Origin of the sequence: Prevotella sp. E15-22, assembly GCF_023204875.1 — a bacterium.
GTDB lineage: Bacteria > Bacteroidota > Bacteroidia > Bacteroidales > Bacteroidaceae > Prevotella.
In genome coordinates, this window is the sequence record NZ_CP096247.1 from 2,161,814 (window position 1) to 2,181,921 (window position 20,108).

11 protein-coding genes are annotated in these 20,108 nt (G+C 50.5%); 5 read left to right on the forward strand and 6 right to left on the reverse strand.

The window, feature by feature from the left end; translation table 11 throughout:
- Positions 1 to 46 precede the first annotated feature (46 nt).
- Positions 47 to 3,484: a protein O-mannosyl-transferase family gene (locus M1D30_RS08840; RefSeq protein WP_248503112.1), complete on the forward strand. Its 3,438-nt coding sequence runs from the start codon at positions 47 to 49 to the stop codon at positions 3,482 to 3,484.
- Between the two features lie 9 nt (positions 3,485 to 3,493).
- A complete protein-coding gene (locus tag M1D30_RS08845) occupies positions 3,494 to 4,108 on the forward strand; it encodes a polysaccharide deacetylase family protein (RefSeq protein ID WP_248503114.1) in 615 nt (204 codons plus the stop codon).
- 10 nt (positions 4,109 to 4,118) lie between these two features.
- Here the strand turns inward: M1D30_RS08845 and mnmA are convergent, their stop codons facing one another.
- The 5 genes from mnmA to M1D30_RS08870 are packed head-to-tail and all read right to left on the reverse strand — an operon-like array spanning position 4,119 to position 11,731.
- Entirely contained in the window at positions 4,119 to 5,195 is a 1,077-nt protein-coding gene (gene mnmA / locus M1D30_RS08850) for a tRNA 2-thiouridine(34) synthase MnmA (RefSeq protein ID WP_248503129.1), read from the reverse strand.
- 40 nt (positions 5,196 to 5,235) lie between these two features.
- Positions 5,236 to 7,428, reverse strand: coding sequence for a glycoside hydrolase family 3 protein (locus M1D30_RS08855; protein ID WP_248503131.1), 2,193 nt, complete (start codon positions 7,426 to 7,428; stop codon positions 5,236 to 5,238).
- A gap of 17 nt (positions 7,429 to 7,445) precedes the next feature.
- Complete coding sequence (locus M1D30_RS08860) at positions 7,446 to 10,469, reverse strand: TIM-barrel domain-containing protein (protein WP_248503136.1); 3,024 nt, start codon at positions 10,467 to 10,469, stop codon at positions 7,446 to 7,448.
- 5 nt (positions 10,470 to 10,474) lie between these two features.
- Positions 10,475 to 11,095: a deoxynucleoside kinase gene (locus M1D30_RS08865; RefSeq protein ID WP_248503137.1), complete on the reverse strand. Its 621-nt coding sequence runs from the start codon at positions 11,093 to 11,095 to the stop codon at positions 10,475 to 10,477.
- Positions 11,096 to 11,110: 15 nt separating this feature from the next.
- Positions 11,111 to 11,731: a deoxynucleoside kinase gene (locus M1D30_RS08870; protein ID WP_248503140.1), complete on the reverse strand. Its 621-nt coding sequence runs from the start codon at positions 11,729 to 11,731 to the stop codon at positions 11,111 to 11,113.
- A gap of 153 nt (positions 11,732 to 11,884) precedes the next feature.
- Here M1D30_RS08870 and coaW point away from each other — a divergent pair, with 153 nt between their 5' ends.
- From coaW to M1D30_RS08885, 3 genes are read left to right on the forward strand one after another with little or no spacing between them, the layout of a single operon-like run.
- On the forward strand, positions 11,885 to 12,706 hold the full coding sequence (gene coaW, locus M1D30_RS08875) for a type II pantothenate kinase (RefSeq protein WP_248503141.1): 822 nt from the start codon (positions 11,885 to 11,887) through the stop codon (positions 12,704 to 12,706).
- A gap of 23 nt (positions 12,707 to 12,729) precedes the next feature.
- Positions 12,730 to 15,192, forward strand: coding sequence for a zinc-dependent metalloprotease (locus tag M1D30_RS08880; RefSeq protein WP_248503143.1), 2,463 nt, complete (start codon positions 12,730 to 12,732; stop codon positions 15,190 to 15,192).
- Between the two features lie 10 nt (positions 15,193 to 15,202).
- Entirely contained in the window at positions 15,203 to 17,683 is a 2,481-nt protein-coding gene (locus M1D30_RS08885) for a beta-L-arabinofuranosidase domain-containing protein (protein ID WP_248503145.1), read from the forward strand.
- Here the strand turns inward: M1D30_RS08885 and M1D30_RS08890 are convergent.
- A complete protein-coding gene (locus M1D30_RS08890) occupies positions 17,674 to 20,097 on the reverse strand; it encodes a glycoside hydrolase N-terminal domain-containing protein (RefSeq protein ID WP_248503147.1) in 2,424 nt (807 codons plus the stop codon). The genes M1D30_RS08885 and M1D30_RS08890 overlap by 10 nt on opposite strands.
- Positions 20,098 to 20,108 lie beyond the last annotated feature (11 nt).

Consider the following 20,108-nt stretch of genomic DNA (forward strand, 5'->3'; position numbering starts at 1 on the left):
TTTGCAGGCTGAATGAAGTTTTAACGTTAATAACAAACCTATAAAAATGAAACAATTCCGCCTCGTGGACAATATCTTCGGATGGCTTACTTTCTTTATCGCAGCCTTCGTATATTGTTCAACCATCGAGCCGACAGCCTCCTTCTGGGACTGCCCTGAGTTTATTACCACTGGCTACAAACTTGAAATCGGCCACCCACCTGGTGCACCGTTCTTCATGCTGACAGCAAACCTCTTCTCACAGTTTACAAGTGATCCCACCCAAGTGGCGCGCATGGTAAACACGATGAGTGCGTTGCTCTCGGCAACATGTATACTTTTCCTTTTCTGGAGTATCACGCACCTTGTACGCCGTCTGCTCATCGACAAATGGGAGGAGTTGTCTACATGGAAACTCGTCACCATCGAAGCATCCGGTCTTGTTGGCGCGCTCATCTACACCTTCAGCGACACCTTCTGGTTCTCGGCTGTTGAAGGTGAGGTATATGCATACAGTTCAGCCTTTACCGCCGTGGTATTCTGGCTTATACTGAAATGGGAAGATCACGCAGACGAGCCTCACTCTGACCGCTGGTTGGTGCTCATCATGTATATGACAGGCCTTTCTATTGGCGTTCACCTGCTGAACTTGCTTTGTCTGCCCGCCATTGTGTTGGTATACTACTATAAGCGTTTCCCCAATGCCAACATCAAAGGAAGCATGGTGGCACTGCTCATCTCATTCCTTTTGCTGGCAGCCGTTCTCTATGGTGTGGTGCCAGGTATCATAACTGTAGGCGGATGGTTTGAGTTATTCTTTGTCAACACATTGGGCATGTCGTTCAACATGGGTGAGTATATCTATCTCGTTCTACTCGTTGGACTGGTTATCTGGGCCATCTATGAAACACAAATGGCCAAGGACACCAAGAAAAGCTGGGTGCGCCAGAACGTTGCATTCCTGCTGTCTATTGGCATGTTGGGAATACCCTTCTACGGTTTTGGTTGGAGCGCGTTCTTTATTGGAGTCTTCGTATTAGGTCTCATCGCAGTTATACTGTTTGCGCCTGGCATGAAGAAGCAGATCATCTCTCCACGTCTAAAAAACACCACTCTGTTGTGTATGCTCATGTTGATGATTGGCTATTCAACTTATGCTGTCATCGTTATCCGTTCATCGGCTAACCCTCCTATGGACCAGAACTCTCCAGAGGATATCTTTACCTTGGGTAACTATCTGAGCCGTGACCAATATGGTTATCGTCCGTTGGCTTATGGCCAATCGTTCAGTTCTGAGTACAAGATTGACCAGGACGGCCATGTACAGATGGACGAAGGTCAGCCCGTTTATCAGCGCAAGGAAAAGAAAGACGCCAACGAGCCCGACACATACTTTATCGTTAGTACAAAGGACAAGCCTAAGTATGCCCAGAACATGCTGTTCCCACGCATGTACAGCAACAACCCCCGCCACATTGCCCAATACAAGAGTTGGGTCGGTGGTTTCAAGGGCACTCAGGAGCCTTCAAACTATCGTCAAGGCAACTATGTTACCGTTCCCACACAATGGGAGAATCTGAAATTCTTCTTTGCGTACCAATGCAACTGGATGTACTGGCGTTACTTCCTATGGAACTTTGCCGGTCGTCAGAATGATATCCAGGGCCATGGCGAACTGGAGCACGGCAACTGGCTGTCAGGTATTCCTTTCATCGACAATGCCCGACTTGGTAATCAGTCGTTACTACCTGATGACTTAAAGAACAACAAAGGACACAATGTATTCTACTGTCTGCCATTGCTGCTGGGTATTCTTGGAATCTTCTGGCAGGCCATGATGACAGGTCAAAAGGGTATCAAACAATTCTGGGTGGTATTCTTCCTGTTCTTCATGACAGGTTTAGCCATTGTTGTCTATCTGAACCAGACACCAGAACAGCCACGCGAACGTGACTACGCCTATGCAGGTTCATTCTATGCCTACGCAATATGGTGTGGCATGGGCGTTGCAGCTATCATCAGCATGATTAACAACATCATGAAGAAGAACATGCTGGTGCCTGCCATCCTCGTCTCGATTGTCACCCTACTGGTACCTATCCAGATGGCCTCACAGACATGGGACGACCACGACCGCTCTGGTCGCTACACCTGCCGCGACTTTGGCCAGAACTATCTGATGTCAATGCAGGAAGAAGGCAATCCAATTATCTTCACCAATGGTGATAACGACACATTCCCTCTTTGGTACAATCAAGACACGGAAGGTGTACGTACCGATGCCCGCGTATGTAATCTCTCGTACCTGCAGACCGATTGGTATATAGACCAGATGATTCGTCCTGCCTACGACTCACCTGCACTTCCTATCTCATGGAGTCGCTTAGAGTACTGCTCTGGCACCAATGAATATATCCGTGTGGACAATAAGATTCGTAAGGCCATTGACATTCTTCAGAAAGAGTTCCCACAGGAAACAGCACAACTCTTCGGCGATGATCCTTATGAACTCAAGAACATCCTGAAGTATTGGGTTCGCAACCAGCGAGACAGCGAGTTAAAGCGTCGCCAGGCAGAAGCCATCATGTATGCTCAGATGAAGATGCCTGAGATTGCCAACGACCCGTACTATCAGCTGGATCAGTCGCTCAATGTCATTCCTACCGACACTCTGTATATGACCATCGACAAGGAGGCTGTCAAGAAGAGCGGCATGCTCATCCAGGGCGACTCTATCCCTGACCGCATGGTCATCTCACTGGAAGGACTCGGTGGAGTTGACAAGAGTAAGCTCATGATGCTTGAGATGCTGGCAAATGCCAACTGGACCCGTCCTATCTACGTAGCATATACCGTAGGTCAGGAGAACTACATGAATCTGGGCGACAACTTCGTTCAGGAGGGTTTGGCCAACCGTATCACGCCATTCACAACCAACATCAACGAGAAGCCGCTTCCAGGTATGACAAACTTCGACACGGACAAGACTTACACCAACGTGATGAAGCGATTCAAGTTTGGAGGCATCAGCGAGCCTGGCGTCTATGTTGACGAAACTGTTATGCGCATGTGCTACACCCACCGCAGACTGTTTGTAAAGTTAGCTATGAATCTGGCTGCCAAGGGCGACAACAAGCGTGCCGCAGAAGTATTGGACCGTGCCGAGAAGGAGTTCCCCGACTGTAATGTTCCCCATGACTATCAGTCCTTCTCTATTGAGATGGCTCAGACATATGCTGCCATAGGCAACAAGGCTAAGGCCAAGGAACTCACAGAGAAGCTTTGGAAGAAGTCGGACCAGTACATGACATACTATCTGTCACTCAACAAGGATAAGTTCCAGACTGTAGAACGCGACTGTCAGTTGCACATGTTCTATATCATGCAGAACCTGATTAGTGTTGCAGACAGCATCGATAGTAAATTGGCAAATACATACTCAAGCAGACTATATGCGCTCCTTGAGCAGTACACATCAAAGGGCGGTCATCTGCCTCAACGCTAAAAAGATTATATGTTTATAGAGCAACCCGCCGTCTATCTCAGGTGGCTATACCCTAAAGCCCTATGGCGAATGGATCGTCACGAACGTGCAGTATACCTGACGTTCGATGACGGTCCCATTCCCGAGGCCACCCCATTCATTCTCGAAGTATTGAGAACAGAGGGCATCAAGGCAACATTTTTCGTCGTAGGTGATAACGTACGAAAATATCCTGAACTATTCCAGCAGATACTTGATGAAGGGCATTGTGTTGGTAACCACACCCACAATCACATTGGCGGATTGCGTCATACCATCAAGGAATACAGCTACAACGTAGAAAAGGCCAACGCCTATATTCACAGTAAGCTGATGCGTCCGCCCCACGGATGGATGCGCCTCAGTCAGTATGCATGGCTTAGCAGAAAGTTCAAGGTTGTCATGTGGGATGTTGTCACACGTGATTACTCCAAATGGCTCACCGCTGAAGATGTGGTAGACAACGTTAAACGTTACGCTCGCAACGGCTCTATCATCACCTTCCACGACTCACTGAAGTCGATAGATAAGTTACGCACAGCCTTGCCCCAGAGCATCAAGTGGCTCAAAGAGCAAGGCTATGCGTTCAAGACATTTAATATATAATTTATATCTTTTAGATAGTGATCTCGCCACTGCCGTAACAACGGTGGTGGCGATTGTCGTATATAACACAGAACTGACCAGGAGCCACACCATGAATCTTTTCCTCAGACTGTATCTCATAGCGTCCATCGCCTAACGGTATAAATCTGGCGCGATGATATTCTGGTGTATGTCGAATCTTGAAAGTAATATCCACCTCAGGCATCTCGCCATTGATGCTATGGAAATCATGAATAGCAAAATTCTGCTTATAGACCGTTGACGGATCATAACCATGAGCCACATAGAGGATATTCTTCTCCACGTCCTTCTTCACGATGAACCAAGGACCACCACCAAAGCCCAAGCCTTTACGCTGACCGATAGTATAGAACCAATGACCATTATGACGACCTATCAGTTTGCCCGTCTCCAGTTCAATAACATCGCCCTGTTGCTCTCCAACGTATCTTTTCACATACTCTGTATAGTCAATCTTCCCCAGAAAGCAAATACCCTGCGAGTCTTTTCGTTTGGCGTTGACCAAGTGTTCACGCTCAGCAATCTGGCGCACCTCATCCTTCACATAATGTCCAATGGGGAAAATCGCTTTCTGCAACTGCCAGCCATAGATTTGTGCCAGGAAGTCCGTCTGATCCTTTACTGGGTCAGGACTCGTTGTCAGCCACTTCTTTCCATCAATGATCTCCGTCTGAGCATAGTGTCCTGTAGCTATAAGATCATAGTCATGTCCGCGTTTCTCATGAAAAGCGCCGAACTTTATCAGACGGTTACACATCACATCAGGGTTTGGTGTCAGACCAGCGCGAACTTTGTCCATCGTATATTTCGTCACCTGGTCCCAGTACTCATGATGACAGTCGATTACCTCCAAGCGACAGCCATATTTATGAGCCACCGCTGTAGCCATCTCTAAGTCCTCCTCACTACTGCAGTCCCATTCCTCTTCTTCCTCTGGACCGATTTTAATGTAGAAGCAATCAGGATGGAGGCCCATACGTGCAAACTCATAGACCACCACACTACTATCCACACCACCCGAAAGCAGTACAGCAATACGCTTGTTTTCCAAATCAGACATATTCATGGGTGCAAAGTTACTAACTTTTTTCGAGACAGGAACAAAATCACAGTTTAATCGTAGTCTTACTACGAATATCGGCACTACTAGCTCCAATTTGAATGGTATAAGTGCCAGCGTCCAACTGCCATCCATGCGAAGCCTCACTCCAAGAAGCCAAATCAGACTTCTTCATTGACATACGAACCGTTTGACTCTCGCCAGGCTGCAACAGACGTGTCTTGGCAAAGGCCTTCAGTTCCTTTACAGGCTTCTCCATCTGCTTGTTTTTGGGAGCAGAGACATAGACCTGAGCAATTTCCTTGCCAGCCATCTTACCCGTATTCGTGATAGCAGCCTCAACAGTAATCACATCATTATCAATACGAACAACAGGCTTCCCATACTGGAACGTCGTGTAGCTCAAACCAAATCCGAAGGGGAAAAGAGCCTTCACCTTATTGAGTTCAAAGCCACGATAGCCCACGAAGACATCCTCCTTGTAATAAACCTGTTTGTTCACGCCAGGATAGGCCTCCTTCCCATACTTCACATAAGGATAATCCTCATATTTCTGAGCAAACGTCACAGGCAGTTTGCCACTGGGGTTAACCTTACCCGTCAGCACATTAACAAGTGCATTACCCGACTCACTGCCCAAATACCAGCAGTGAACCAGAGCCTTCACCTGAGAGAGCCAGGGCGTGGCATACGGATTACCGCCAAAGGTCACCACAATCGTGTTAGGTTGAATCTTAGCCAGTTCTGTGATCAACTCATTCTGGCCAAAAGAAAGGTCATACGACTCGCGATCGCCATTCTCGCAGTCCTGACGCGTGTTCTTATTCAGTCCACCAATGAAAACAATCAAATCAGCATCCTTAGCTTTTTCCAAAGCCTCAGCCTTCAGTCGAGCCTGCTCTTCAGGATTAACCCTATCCACGCGGTCGTAAATAGCACGACCAGAAGCATAACCCTGCGCATAGTCCACACCATTACCATTAAGCGTGAAGTAACGCTTCAAAGCATCCAAGGGTGCCTCATCTTTCAAAGTCTTCAACTCAGAAGAACCACCACCCTGCGTCAACGATCGTGTAGCATTCTCACCCACAACCAGCACCTTCTTATAGCTAAAAGCATTTAACGGCAGAATATTTTTCTCGTTCTTCAGCAAGACGATACCCTCCTCACCAATCTGACGACAAGCCTCATAGTGAGCCTCGCTACACTGTGAGCCAATCACTTTGTTGGGATTCATCGCCGTTCGGAAGATGACACGCAACACACGTGCAGCCTTCTCGTCGAGCACAGACATAGGCACCTTTCCCTCTTGAATAAGCTTCTCAAAGGGCTTAGCCAGATAATAATCATCATATGTAAACTCGCTCTCCCTGAGTTTACCATCCGTAAAGGTACCCATCTCAATATCCAAGCCGCCAAAGACAGCCTCTTGCGTATTCGTCGTGCCACCCCAGTCGCTCACCAGAGCACCATCCCAGTTCCACTCTTTCTTCAGTATACCGTTCAGCAACTCATCATTATGACAGCAATGCACATTTTTCCACAAGTTATAAGAGCCCATGATACTCCACACATGAGCCTCATCAACAGCCTTTTTGAAAGGATAGAGATAAATCTCGCGCATGGCCCTCTCCGATACGTTAACATTGACAGCAAAGCGATCTATCTCCTGATCGTTCAGTACGAAATGCTTCAGGCAGCAAGCCACACCATTCTTCTGTACCGATTGGATATAAGGCACCACCATCTCGCCAGCCAGATATGGATCCTCGCCCATATATTCAAAGGCACGACCATTGAGTGGTGTACGCTGGATGTTCACGCCTGGGCCAAGCAGCATATCCTTGCCACGGAAAGCAAACTCCTCGCTGATAGCATTACCATAGACCGCCGAAAGGTCACGGTTCCAAGTAGCAGCCAGACACGTGAGTGATGGGAAAGCCACCACATAGTCATTCGTCCATTTCGCAGGACTCCATGAGTTCCACAGCAGTTCCTCGCGCACGCCATGAGGTCCATCATCCATATTCAACTGACGAATGCCAAGACGAGGCACGCCCGCCGACGTGAACTTGCTCTGCGCATGCAGAATCTGAATTTTCTCATGAACCGTCATGCGACTCAGCGCATCCTTCACACGTTCTTCAATAGGTGCTTTCGCGTCAAGATAAACCTGCGCTTTTACTGTTGAAAACGCCATTATCGCGAAAAGCGACGTTAGTAATAGTCCTTTTTTCATCTTTATGTGGTGTTATGTTATTGAATACTCACAATCATTTCCTTGCCACTATATTTCACCATCTGTCCCACAGGATTATCCAGATTCAGTTCACGTGCATGATCCTTATCAATATAAACGATATTGAATCGGCGGTCCTTCAGCATACCTTTAAACGAGCCTTTTCGCTGCCCAAAGGATAGTGTCTTCCTACTGTCATCATACCGTATATCGATGGTGGCATATTTTCCTTTCTCATAGTTATAGTTCGTTCCCTCATCCTCATAGAGTTGGAACTCGCCATCCTGTCCAGCATAAACATATAAGTGAATGAGTTCAGCAGGCTTCTCGTCACTCCACTGCATAGCAGGTCCAAAAGGAATGATGGCTCCTTCGCGCACAAAGACAGGAATACGCTCATAAGGTGCATCAACCACAAGTTGACGACCCTCATTGCTAGCGGATGCTATAGGATCAGCATCTATCACCTTCTCTCCAGTATACAAGTTATACCAGCCACACTGTCGAGGGAAATACACTGAACGATTGCGAGCTTTGTAGTAACCCACAGGACAGGCCATCAATGCAGGTCCGAACATCCATTGATTACCAATACTCTCCACGTTCTGGTCTGTTTGGAAGTCCATCACCAAAGCACGCATCAGGGTATAGTCCTTGAAGTGGGCCCAACCGGCCAGCGAATAGACATAAGGCATCAGTTGATAGCGCAGGCGGTCGTAATAGACAAACGACTGATAGGCAGGATGATTATCAGGCGCAATGTTCCATATCTCGCGCAAGGGCCATTGACCATGACTGCGGAAGAGAGGGATGAATGCACCAAACTGATTCCAACGCGTCTGCAACTCACGCCATTCCTTCAGGTCCTCGTTCTCCTGTCCTGTACGATCGAACAACTGCTGAGCCCTCACGTAGCGGTTCTCCACGCAGAAGCCACCCTGGTCCATTCCCCAGAAAGGAACGCCCGACAACGAGTAGTTCAGTCCTGCAGTCATCTGCGCCCTCATATCCTCCCAACGCGTGCCAATGTCCCCACTCCATGTAGCCGTAGAGTAGCGCTGCAAACCAGCAAAGCCACTGCGAGTCAGCAGAAACACACGCGGCTCATCACTCCTTCCTTTCCACACACTGCGCTGGCCCTGATAGATAGCATCCGCATTCACCAGGGAATAAGCGTTAAAGTATTCCGTTGATGTGCCAAGAGCCGTAGGACCACAAAGAGCCTTGCGATACCACATTGGCGTACAGTCTCTGACATTCGGCTCAGAGGCATCCATCCACCAGGCGTCAACCATAGAGGTGAGAGACTGTTTCTTACTCAAACCCGTATAGAGTTTCTCATCCATCTGGCGCCAGAACACCTTACGCGCCTCTGGGTCGTAGGCATCATAAAAGCCATTCTTATAGCCACGTCCCACCCAGTCGTGAATATCATCCGTGGGACTCTGGTTATACATCCATCCCTTGGCATCCAGTTCCTTATAGTTATCAGTGTTCACATAGAACTTAGGCCAAACGCTTATCATAAAGCGACCATGCATCTGGTGAACACTGTCGAGCATCTGCTGCGGATGGGGATAGCGAGACGCCTCAAACTCATGACTTCCCCACTGATCCTCAGGCCAGTAGTTCCAATCCTGCACAATATTATCGATAGGAATCTGACGCTTGCGAAACTCTGCCAGTGTCGACACCAGTTCGTCCTGCGTCTTATAGCGCTCACGACTCTGCCAGAAGCCCAACGCCCACTTCGGATAGAGCGACGCCTTACCCGTCAGCGTGCGATAGCCACTGATCACCTCATCCAGGTTCTGGCCAGCAATGAAATAATAATCCATATCCTTGGCCATCTCACACCAGATAGTCAGTGCGTTGCGCTCTGCCAATGAGCGAGGCTCTGCCACACGCAGTCCACAGTAACTCTCGCCACCATCAGGCTGCCATTCTATGCGCAAGTGAGTCTTCATTCTCGACGTCAGCTGCGCCTCAAACTTATAGGCGTTGGGATTCCAGGCCGTACGCCAGCGCTCAGGCACCACTTCCTTACCATCGATATACACCTTGATATAGCCTGCATAGTAGAGGATAAACTGATAGCTGTTGGTCTGTGGTGCTTCGATAAAGCCCTCATACACCACATTGGCACCAGCCAATGAAAAACCCTTCGGCAGGTTCTTGATGCCGCCATTGTCAGTCTTCAAGGCAATCTCCGACTTCTCAGGCGTCCCATATTCATAATAGATAGAGTCCTCGTCGCGCACCAGCCTTCTTCCTCGAGCATCTACATAAGTACCCGTCAGATGCCCTTCCCTACCCTGTTTATCATAGAGTTTGAAGGCACAGTTCAACTGCATATAGTCATTGGGATTACCAAAACGACAATACGAATAGGCATCCCACAACAGTCCGTAACAACTGTTAGTAGCTTTGTCGGTGGCGAGCACAAAAGGAATCGACACCTTCGTGTTATACTGAAAGAGGTCCTCGTTCTTGCCCCTCATGTTAAACTCCTCCGACTGGTGCTGTCCCAAGCCATAGAAGGACTTTTCGCCCTGATTGTTCTCAAATGTCAACTGCCACGACAAGCCGTGCTTCTGCTCCTCAGTAGGCTGCTTTCCTCCTTTTATGCCCAACTCTCGCTCAGGCACACGAAAATCCCAGAACCGCTTGCAGTCTTCGTTAGCCAGACTCGCGTTCTTCCTGTCGAAGTATTCAACATGTCCTGTTTTCTTGCTAACCACAGCACTAACGTTCCTGGCCTTCACCCTTACCGTCTCAGCATCCTCCTCTATCGAGTAGCTCCCCTTGGCAGGCAACTGTTGCTTCACGACAATCAGACTCTGCGGCTTCACAGGCAGTTCGTCTTTCGACGTGGCCCTTACACGGATGATATTGTCATTCATCACCTCCAGTCGAATCACCTTTGCCTGGCCACCATCAGGACGAATCGTAACGACATGCCCTTTCTTTTCCACGGTGGCAGCCACCGCAGAAAGAGACAAGGCACAAATAAAAAAAATCAGGATTTTCAGTCGTTTCATATCTTCTATTCCATCGGAAAGAGTCCGAATAGCTTTGCGTCAATCATATCAGTCACCTGCTTGAAGTGCTCAGGATTATCACCAAACTTACAGTGGTCGCCGTCAATCACAATGAGCTGTCCTTTGTACGTAGCAATCCAGTCCTCATAGCGTCTACTCAAGCCCTCCAGATAATCCAGTCGCATGGTCTGCTCGTATTCACGCCCACGCTTCTGAATCTGTGCCACCAGTGTGGGAATACTCGAACGGATGTATATCATCAAGTCGGGCAATTTCACCAGCGACATCATCAGGTCGAACAAGTCCTTATAGTTGGCAAAGTCGCGATCGCTCATCATCCCTTGTCCATGCAGGTTGGGTGCAAAGATACAAGCATCCTCAAAGATCGTACGGTCCTGAATAATCGTATCTTTAGAGTTGGCAATCTCCACCACCTCCTTGAAACGCTTGTTCAGGAAATAAATCTGAAGATTGAACGACCAACGTTTCATGTCGGCATAGAAGTCCTCCAGATACGGGTTATTGTCAACGGGTTCAAACCTAGGCGTCCATCCATAACGATGGGCCAGCATCTTTGTGAGCGTGGTCTTACCACTTCCAATGTTTCCAGCTATTGCAATGTGCATATTCTATGTTTGTTTTTATTCTGGGAAGAGTCCAAAAAGGGTGGCGTCAATACGGTCCACAATCTGTGCGAAGTCCTTAGGATTATTCTGATAATCCAGTCCGTCCTTCTCAATGATCATCACGCGACCCTTATACATTTTATTGATAAAATCGTCGTAACGACGGTTCAGGTTCTCAAGATATTCCAACTGCATCGACTGTTCATACTCACGTCCGCGTTTTTGAATATTTCCCACCAGATGGGGAACCGACGCACGCAGATAGATCATCAAATCAGGATAGCGAACCACCGTCATCATCTGCTCAAAGAGTTCCATATAGGTCTCAAAGTCGCGATCACTCAGGTTGCCCATGGCTTTATTATTCTGCATAAACACATAGACACCCTCGAAGATGGTGCGATCCTGAATAATGGTATGATCAGCCTTTGATATATCAATTAAATCTCGAAAGCGTTCTTTCAGGAAGAACACCTCCATATTAAACGACCATCGGTGTATATCCCGATAATAATCTTCCAGATAGGGATTCCCGTCGACCGACTCGAAGCGCGCCTCCCATCCGTAATGACGGGCCAGCATACGCGTGAGTGTCGACTTCCCACTGCCAATATTTCCTGCTACTGCTATATGCATTTTCTAAGGTTTCTGATGGCAAAGGTACAAAATAATTACGAAACAACAAAATTCTCAACTCCTATTTCTTCATTCTTAATTTATTAAAATTATTAACCCTTAATTCTTATTTCTAAATTTAATTATGTACCTTTGCCCCAAATTACTTTAACTATGGGTATTATAATAGGTATTGACGTGGGCATCAGCACCACAAAGATAGTAGGATTGATTGACGGAAAACCATCGGCACCAATACGTATCACGGCTGCCGACCCCATTACTTCACTCTATGGAGCATTTGGTAAATATCTTCACGACAACAACCTGCAACTTGAGGAGATTGAGCACGTGATGTTGACTGGCGTAGGTGCTGCCTACGTTAAGGGCGACGTCTATGGTGTAAAGACCAGTCGTTGCGACGAGTTTGTGGCCGATGCTCTGGGTGCCCGCTACGAGAGCCGCCTGGACCACGCCATTGTCGTGTCGATGGGCACTGGCACCTCGTTTGTGATGTGTCATGGCGATGAGTTCCGCCATATCGGCGGCATTGGCATTGGTGGCGGCACCCTACAGGGTCTCAGTCGTATCATGCTGAATACCAGCGACATCAAGCAGGTGTCTGAGTTGGCCAAGCAGGGCAACATCAAGAACATCAACCTGCTCATTGGCGACATCTCGGCCCAGCCCCTCCCTGGTCTACCCATGGAAGCCACCGCCTCACTCTTTGCCCACGCCAAGAACGATGCCTCGCGCGAGGATATTGCCTGCGGCATCATCACCATGGTACTTCAAAGTATTGGCTCGGCCTCTGTCCTGGCAGCCCAAGGCACCGACTGTCGCGATATGGTACTCATTGGCAACCTGTCGCTCCTGCCCCAGAGCAAGGAGATTTTCCCAGCCTTGGAAAAGCTCTACAACGTACGCTTCCATATCCCCAAGTATTCACAGTTCTGCACTGCCATTGGTGCAGCCTTAGCCTACGAAAAGAAATAATAATAAAAATAAACCAATAACAAATGAGAACAATTGCATTATTACTGGGACTAACCTTGGCCACCACAACCATCCAAGCCAGAACGTCCTACGTCGCTAAGTCCGACACCATCAAGCAAGACACCGTCAAGCACGACAGTATTGCTGCCGACACGGCTAAAGTGGAGAAACCCAAGAAAGAGACGGAATACGAGAAGATCGTCAAGAAGGGAGGCACTGTGATGAAAGGCCTCTTCACCGTACGCCACATCGAGGATAAGTATTACTTCGAGGTGCCCGACTCGATGCTGGGCCGCATGATTCTCTGCGTGAACCGCTTCACTGCCGTTCCTCAGAACTTTGGCAAGTTTGCCGGCGAGGAAGCCAACGATATCACCTTCTATCTTGAGAAGCGCGACACCACCCAGATTCTGGTTCGCCAGTACGTGTTGACCCAGATTGCCAAGGAGGGCGACAACATCCGTCGCACCCTGCAGCAGTCAACCATCAACCCCATTGTGATGGATCTCAAGATTATTGGTCACAACGAGGCCAACGATGCCCATCTGGTGGAGGTAACGCCCATGTTCAAGGGCAACAGTAAGCTGACCGACCTGGCCAGCAGTCTGAAAACCAGTCTGAAGCTGGGTGCCCCTCAGAACAACACCACCTTCATCGACACCATGAAGGTCTATCCCAACAACATCGAGATTGTCACCACACGTACCTATGCTGCCCAGAACGGACAGTCGCCTGCCTCGCAGACTGGCAACATCACCCTGGGCATGAACACCAGCATGGTACTGCTGCCCAAGGAGCCCATGCGTGGCCGTCTGTGGGACGAGCGCGTTGGCTATTTTGTCAATGGCGTCACCCTGTTCAGCGACGACCAGCACAAGACGCAGCACGAGTCGTTCATTGCCCGCTATCGTCTGGTGCCCAAGGACAAGAAGAAGTATCTGCGCGGCGAGTTGACTGAACCTGAGAAGCAGATTGTCTATTATATCGACCCTGCCACGCCTAAGAAGTGGCTGCCCTACCTCATTCAGGGTGTAAACGACTGGAACGTGGCTTTCGAGGCTGCTGGCTTCAAGAACGCCATCGTGGCCAAGGTGCTGCCTGAGGACGACCCCAACGTGAGCATGGAGGACGCTCGCTATTCTGGCCTGCGCTACCTGCCTGCTGAGATCGAAAATGCCTATGGCCCTCATATCATCGACCCTCGCTCAGGCGAGATTATCGAGGCACATATCTGCTGGTATCACAACGTGATGAACCTGCTCACCAAATGGTATATGGTGCAGTGTGGTCCTCTGGACAAGAAAGCACAGACCATGAAGTTCGACGACAAACTGATGGGCGAGCTCATCCGCTTTGTGAGCAGTCACGAGGTGGGCCACACCCTGGGCTTGCGCCACAATATGTGTGCCTCTAACGCCACACCCGTCGAGAAGTTGCGCGACAAGTCTTGGGTCGAAAAGAACGGTCACACCTCTTCTATCATGGACTATGCCCGCTTCAACTATGTGGCTCAGCCTGAGGACCATGTCTCAGAAAAGGGACTCTTCCCTCGCATCAACGACTACGACAAATGGGCCATCAAGTGGGGCTACCAGTGGCGCCCTGAGTTCAAGGACGAGTACGAGGAGAAAGAGAAACTGATGAAGGAGACCTCAGAGGTGCTGCGCAACAATCGCCGCCTGTGGTGGCTGGGTGGCGAAGGCTGGGGAGAAGACCCACGCGCCCAGACCGAGGACCTGGGTGACGATGCTGTGAAGGCTTCAGAATATGGCATCAAGAACCTGAAACGCGTGATGGACAACCTACCCAAATGGACCAAGCAGGACAACGACCAGTACGACGATCTACGCGAGATGTGGAATGCTGTCGTTGATCAGTACAGCCGTTATATGAACCATGTACGCAACAATATCGGTGGTCGATATAATAACAACACACCTGGTCTGGAGCCCTACGTCGGCGTACCTAAAGAGCGTCAGAAAGAAGCACTGCTATTCCTTGGTCGTCATGTGTTCGATACACCCGAATGGCTTTTCCCCGACAACATCATGTCAAAGAATGGCACCAACGTTCTGATGACCATGAGCAACCGACAGGAGAACATTTTGTCACAGCTGATGTCAATATCCAGGCTGAACGGCATCGCCAATACTGGCTACCCCACCGAGGAATTCCTGAATGATCTCTTTGCTGAGGTGTGGCAGAAGGAGGGCGATACCGACCTGAAAAAGAAGTTACGTCGCAGTCTGCAGCGCTCATACGTTCAGAATCTGAACGATCTGCTGAACCCCACAGCACAGGATCAGAAGAACTATGCCATTCAGTATCACACCGATGCCATACTCTATGTGATGCAGAACCTACAGAAGGTCGAGGACTACTGCAAACAGCAGGTTCAGGCCCAAAGTGGCATCAACAAGCTGCACTACGAGGATCTGCTTCGCGAGATAAAACTGATCCGTGACCGTCGAACCACAGTAAAATAAACATAAAGACATGAAAAAACCTAAGTTACTATTCGCTGGGGTACTGGCATTGACGCTGCAATCTGCCAATGCACAGACCGACCTCTACCCCAAGCACTTCGCACTGCACGAGGTGACCCTGACCGACGGCCCTTTCAGGACGGCCCAGGACAAAAACATCGACATGCTGCTGCAGTACGACACTGACCGTTTGCTGACGCCTTTCGTACGCCAGTCAGGGCTCTCGGCCACCACCAATGCACAGAGTCCCTACTACCAGTGGGAGCAGCGCCATCCCAACTTCAAGAACTGGGGCGGCGATGCAGGCTTCGACCTCAGCGGCCATGTGGGCGGCCATTATGTGTCGGCCCTGGCACTGGCCTATGCTGCCAGTCACAACGAGGCCCAGCGCACCAAGTTGAAAGAGCGCCTGGACTATATGCTGAAGGTGATGAAGGACTGTCAGGACGCCTACGACAAGAACACTGAGGGCCTTTATGGCTTCATTGGCGGACAGCCCATCAACGAGTCGTGGAAAAAACTCTATGCTGGCGACCTCTCAGGCATCAGCAAGAACTGGGGCTGGGTGCCCTTCTATTGCGAGCATAAGGTGCTGGCAGGCCTGCGCGATGCCTATCTCTATGCAGGCAGCAAGGAGGCCAAGGAGATGTTCCATAAGTTGGCCGACTGGAGTGCCAACCTCATTGCCAAGGTCGACGACCAGGCCTTCGAGGGCTTCCTCAACTGCGAGCATGGCGGCATGAACGAGTCGCTGCTCGACGCCTATCAACTTTTTGGCGACAAGAAATACCTCGAGGCAGCCAAGAAATACACCCACAAAGCCATGCTCAACGGCATGCAGACGCTCAACACCACGTTCCTCGACGGCAAGCACGCCAACACCCAGGTGCCTAAGTTCATTGGCATGGAGCGCATTGGCGAGCTGGACGCCACAGCCCATAATTATATCACGGCCGCAGAGAACTTCTGGCAGGACGTGGCACAGAACCGTACCGTTTGCATTGGCGGCAACTCAGTGAACGAACACTTTCTCACTGCTGCCAACAGCAACCGCTACATCGACCAGCCCGATGGCCCAGAGTCGTGCAACACGAACAACATGCTGAAGTTCTCAGAGATGCTGTTCGACCGTACTGGCGATGCCAAGTATGTGGACTTCTACGAGCAGGCCATGTGGAACCACATCCTCTCAACCCAGGACCCCCAGACAGGTGGCTATGTTTATTTCACCACACTGCGTCCTCAGGGCTATCGCATCTACTCTGTGCCCAACAAGGGCATGTGGTGCTGCGTGGGCACAGGCATGGAGAACCACTCAAAGTATGGCCATTTCGTGTTCACCCACGATGGCAAGAAGACACTCTACGTGAACCTCTTCACGGCCTCAAAACTCCAGAGTAAGGATTTTGTGGTGACACAGACCACCCAGTTCCCCTACGAGCCCAAGACCACCCTCACCATTGGCAAGAGTGGCAAGTATAGCATTGCCATCCGCCATCCTGAATGGGTGGACAACGACTTCAAGGTGACTGTCAATGGTCAGGAGATTAACGGTCTGACAGCCATCGCAGGCGAGGCCAGCTACGTCACCATCAGTCGTAAGTGGAAGAAGGGCGACGTGATTGAGGTGAGTCTGCCCATGGTTCTGCGCTATGAGGTATGTCCCAACTACGAGGACTACATTGCCTTTAAGTATGGCCCCATCCTGCTGGGTGCCAACACCACCAATGGCAGCGAGAAACTGCAGAACGAATATGGCCTCGAGGGGCGTATGGACCACTCGCCTGGCGCCATGGGCAAGCAGATGAACCTCCTGTCGGCTCCCCTGCTCATTGGCGCACGTGCCGATGTGCTCAGTCGCGTAAAACCTCAGGACCTGTCAAAGCTCACCTTCACCATCGACGCCAATCGTCCTGGTGTGGGCAGCTATAAGTGGCACACGCTCACCCTGCAGCCCTTCTATCAGATTCACCACGATCGCTATATGTGCTACTGGTATCAGCAGACGCCAGAGAACTTTGCCAAGAGCGACATGGCCAAGACTGAGGCTCGCAACGAGGAGCTGATTCGCCACACTGTCGACTTCGTGGCTGCTGGCGAACAGCAGAGCGAGGCTGGTCACGAATACAACTACAGCAGCGATTCGAACACAGGTCTCTATCGTTCAGAGCGCTATCGCGATGCACGTGCCAACGGCCATATCCAGTACACGCTGGTCAATCAGAACGACAGCAAGAACCTCTGCGTCATGCTGCGCTTCAACCTGGCCGACAAGGGTCGCATGGCCGTGCTCACCATCAACGACAAAAAAGTGGCCGATATCACGATACCAGCCACTGTCGAGGGTGCAGAACCCAACGGATTCTTTGAAATGAAATATGATATTCCAGCCGAGATGGTGAGCAGCACCAAGCGCTTTGTGGTTCGCCTCACAGCATCGCCCACCACGCTCTGCCCAGGCCTCTACTACCTCCGTTTGTATCAGAAGTAGTTTTCGCCTCGTTTCAGTTTCACCTTTTTTCGCTCACCGTTCATCAGCAGCGTCACCACGCAAGACTGTTTGGCGGTGAGCGATAGTTTTTTCACCTTGCCGTCCTGCCACGTCATGCCCACGGTGATGCCACCACGAGCCCTCAGTCCACTCACCTCGCCGTCTTTCCAGTTGGCAGGCAGGGCAGGCAGCAGTTCAATGCTAGTCTGGGCTGTACCCTCCCCCACGGCCAGTTCGCTCTGCATCAGCATCTCGACAACGCCAGCACAGCCACCAAAGTTGCCGTCAATCTGGAAGGGCGAGTGGGCATCCAGCAGATTGGGATAGGTGCCACCACCACGACGGGCATCAGGGCCGCGATAGCCGTCAGGACTCACATAGCTCAGCAACTTGCGATAAATATGATAGGCGTTCTTAGCGTCGTGCAGTCGCGCATAGAGGTTCACACGCCAGCCTGTGCTCCATCCTGTGGTCTTGTCGCCCTTCAACTCCAGCGTCTTGGCGGCCGCACGATGAATGGCCTCCTTGGTGTTCACACCATCCTCCAGTTGGTGACCAGGATACACGCCAAACAAATGGCTCTGATGACGATGGTGAGGATCTTCATCCTCCCAATCGTAAAACCATTCCTGCAGGTTGCCCTTCCTGCCAATCTTATAGGGTTGCAGACGATTCAAAGCCTCGCGAGCCTCAGCCACAAACAACGGGTCCACGCCCAGCACATCGGCTGCTTGCACAGCATCAAACAGGCACTCACGAATCATGGCCAGGTCGGCAAAGCCACCATAGCACGTACGACCATGATAGCCCTTATCCGTTACAAACACATTCTCAGGCGAGGTCGAGGGGGCTGTGATCAGATATTCCGTGCCATCCACACCCATATTCTTCGTCGATACGAGCCATCCCAGGCAGAACTCAGCCGCCCCCTTCAGCACAGGATAATATTCGCGAAGGAAGTCCTTGTCGAGCGAGAAGCTGTAGTGCTCCCAGATATGCGTTGAGAGCCACGCTCCACCCATGTTCCAGTTGGCCCACATAGGGTCGCCCGTATGCAGTCCCACAGGACAGGTCATTGCCCATATGTCCGTATTATGAGCCAGGCACCAGCCGCGATCCACGCCATAGTAGGCCTTCGCCGTCAGTTCGCCAGAGCCCTGCAGCTCCTTCATATAGGAAAAGAGCGACTGGTGCATCTCAGGCAGTGCAGCCGTCTCGGCCGCCCAGTAGTTCTCCTCCACGTTGATGTTACTCGTATAGTTGCACGACCATGGCGGCAGTATCGACTCGTTCCACAGTCCCTGCAGGTTGGCAGGCACGTTGGGCGTGCGCGAGCAACTGATCAGCAGATAGCGGCCATACTGAAAATAGAGGGCTTCGAGTTCAGGGTTAAAGCGACTCTCGTCGATGTACTCACGCAACTGTATGTCAGTAGGACGTTTGTCGTTACCACTGCCTAACGACAGCTTTACACGGTTATAGAGCGACTGATAGTCCTTGACATGACGGTGCCAGAGCTTGGGATAAGGGATGGAGGCCAGGTGCTTCAGTCGCGCATCGGCCAGTGCCTTGTAGGGCTTTCCCTCCTTCACAGGGTCCTTGTCGTAGCCATTAAACGAGGTAGCGTCAACAATAAAGAGCGTCACCTCCTTGGCGCCATCCACCACGATGCTCTCGCCCTCGGCCCTCACGTTCTTGCCCTTCACCAGCACCTTGGTGCGAAAGTGGATGCCACGATTGGCGTCGTAGGCAAATTTTTCCTTGGCCTCGTAATAGCTGGGCAGCGAGGCATAGCCTGCATAGCCGTCAGTAACGAGGGTATTGCCGTCCTGTGTGCTGCGACTATGTCGCAGCTTACATGACAAGGAGAAACGGGCGCGAATGCCTTTGGGGTTGTTCGTCGTGATGCGCACCACCATGCCTGAGTCAGGGTTCGAAGCAAAATAATCCGTGGTGTAGCGATAAGCCCCACGCTGATAAGTGGTCTGTGCTGTCGCATTGCTGATGTCCAGCCAACGACGATAGCCAGTGACTGCCTCAGTCGTGTCCAGATACTCTATCGTGAGTTGTCCCAGCGGCTGATAGTTCTGCGAGAAATGGCCCTGCACCTCGCGCTGCAGTTGGTCGGCCTTCTGATAGTCGCCCTGGCGTAGTGCCTCGCGAATGGCAGGAATCGTTTTATGGGCCTCAGGCGAATAGATGTTCATGTTGCAGGGCTCGCCCGTCCACAGCGTGATGTCGTTCAGCGAGATGCGATCGGTCTGCGTACCGCCATAGACAATGCCGCCCATGGTACCATTACCAATCACCAGTGCTTCCTCAAAATAAGTGGCAGGTTTGTCGTAGTGTAAGGTTTGCGCCATGACAGCCGCAGTGGCCATCAGGCACAGCATCGTTAGTTGGATTCGTTTCATATATAGTCAGA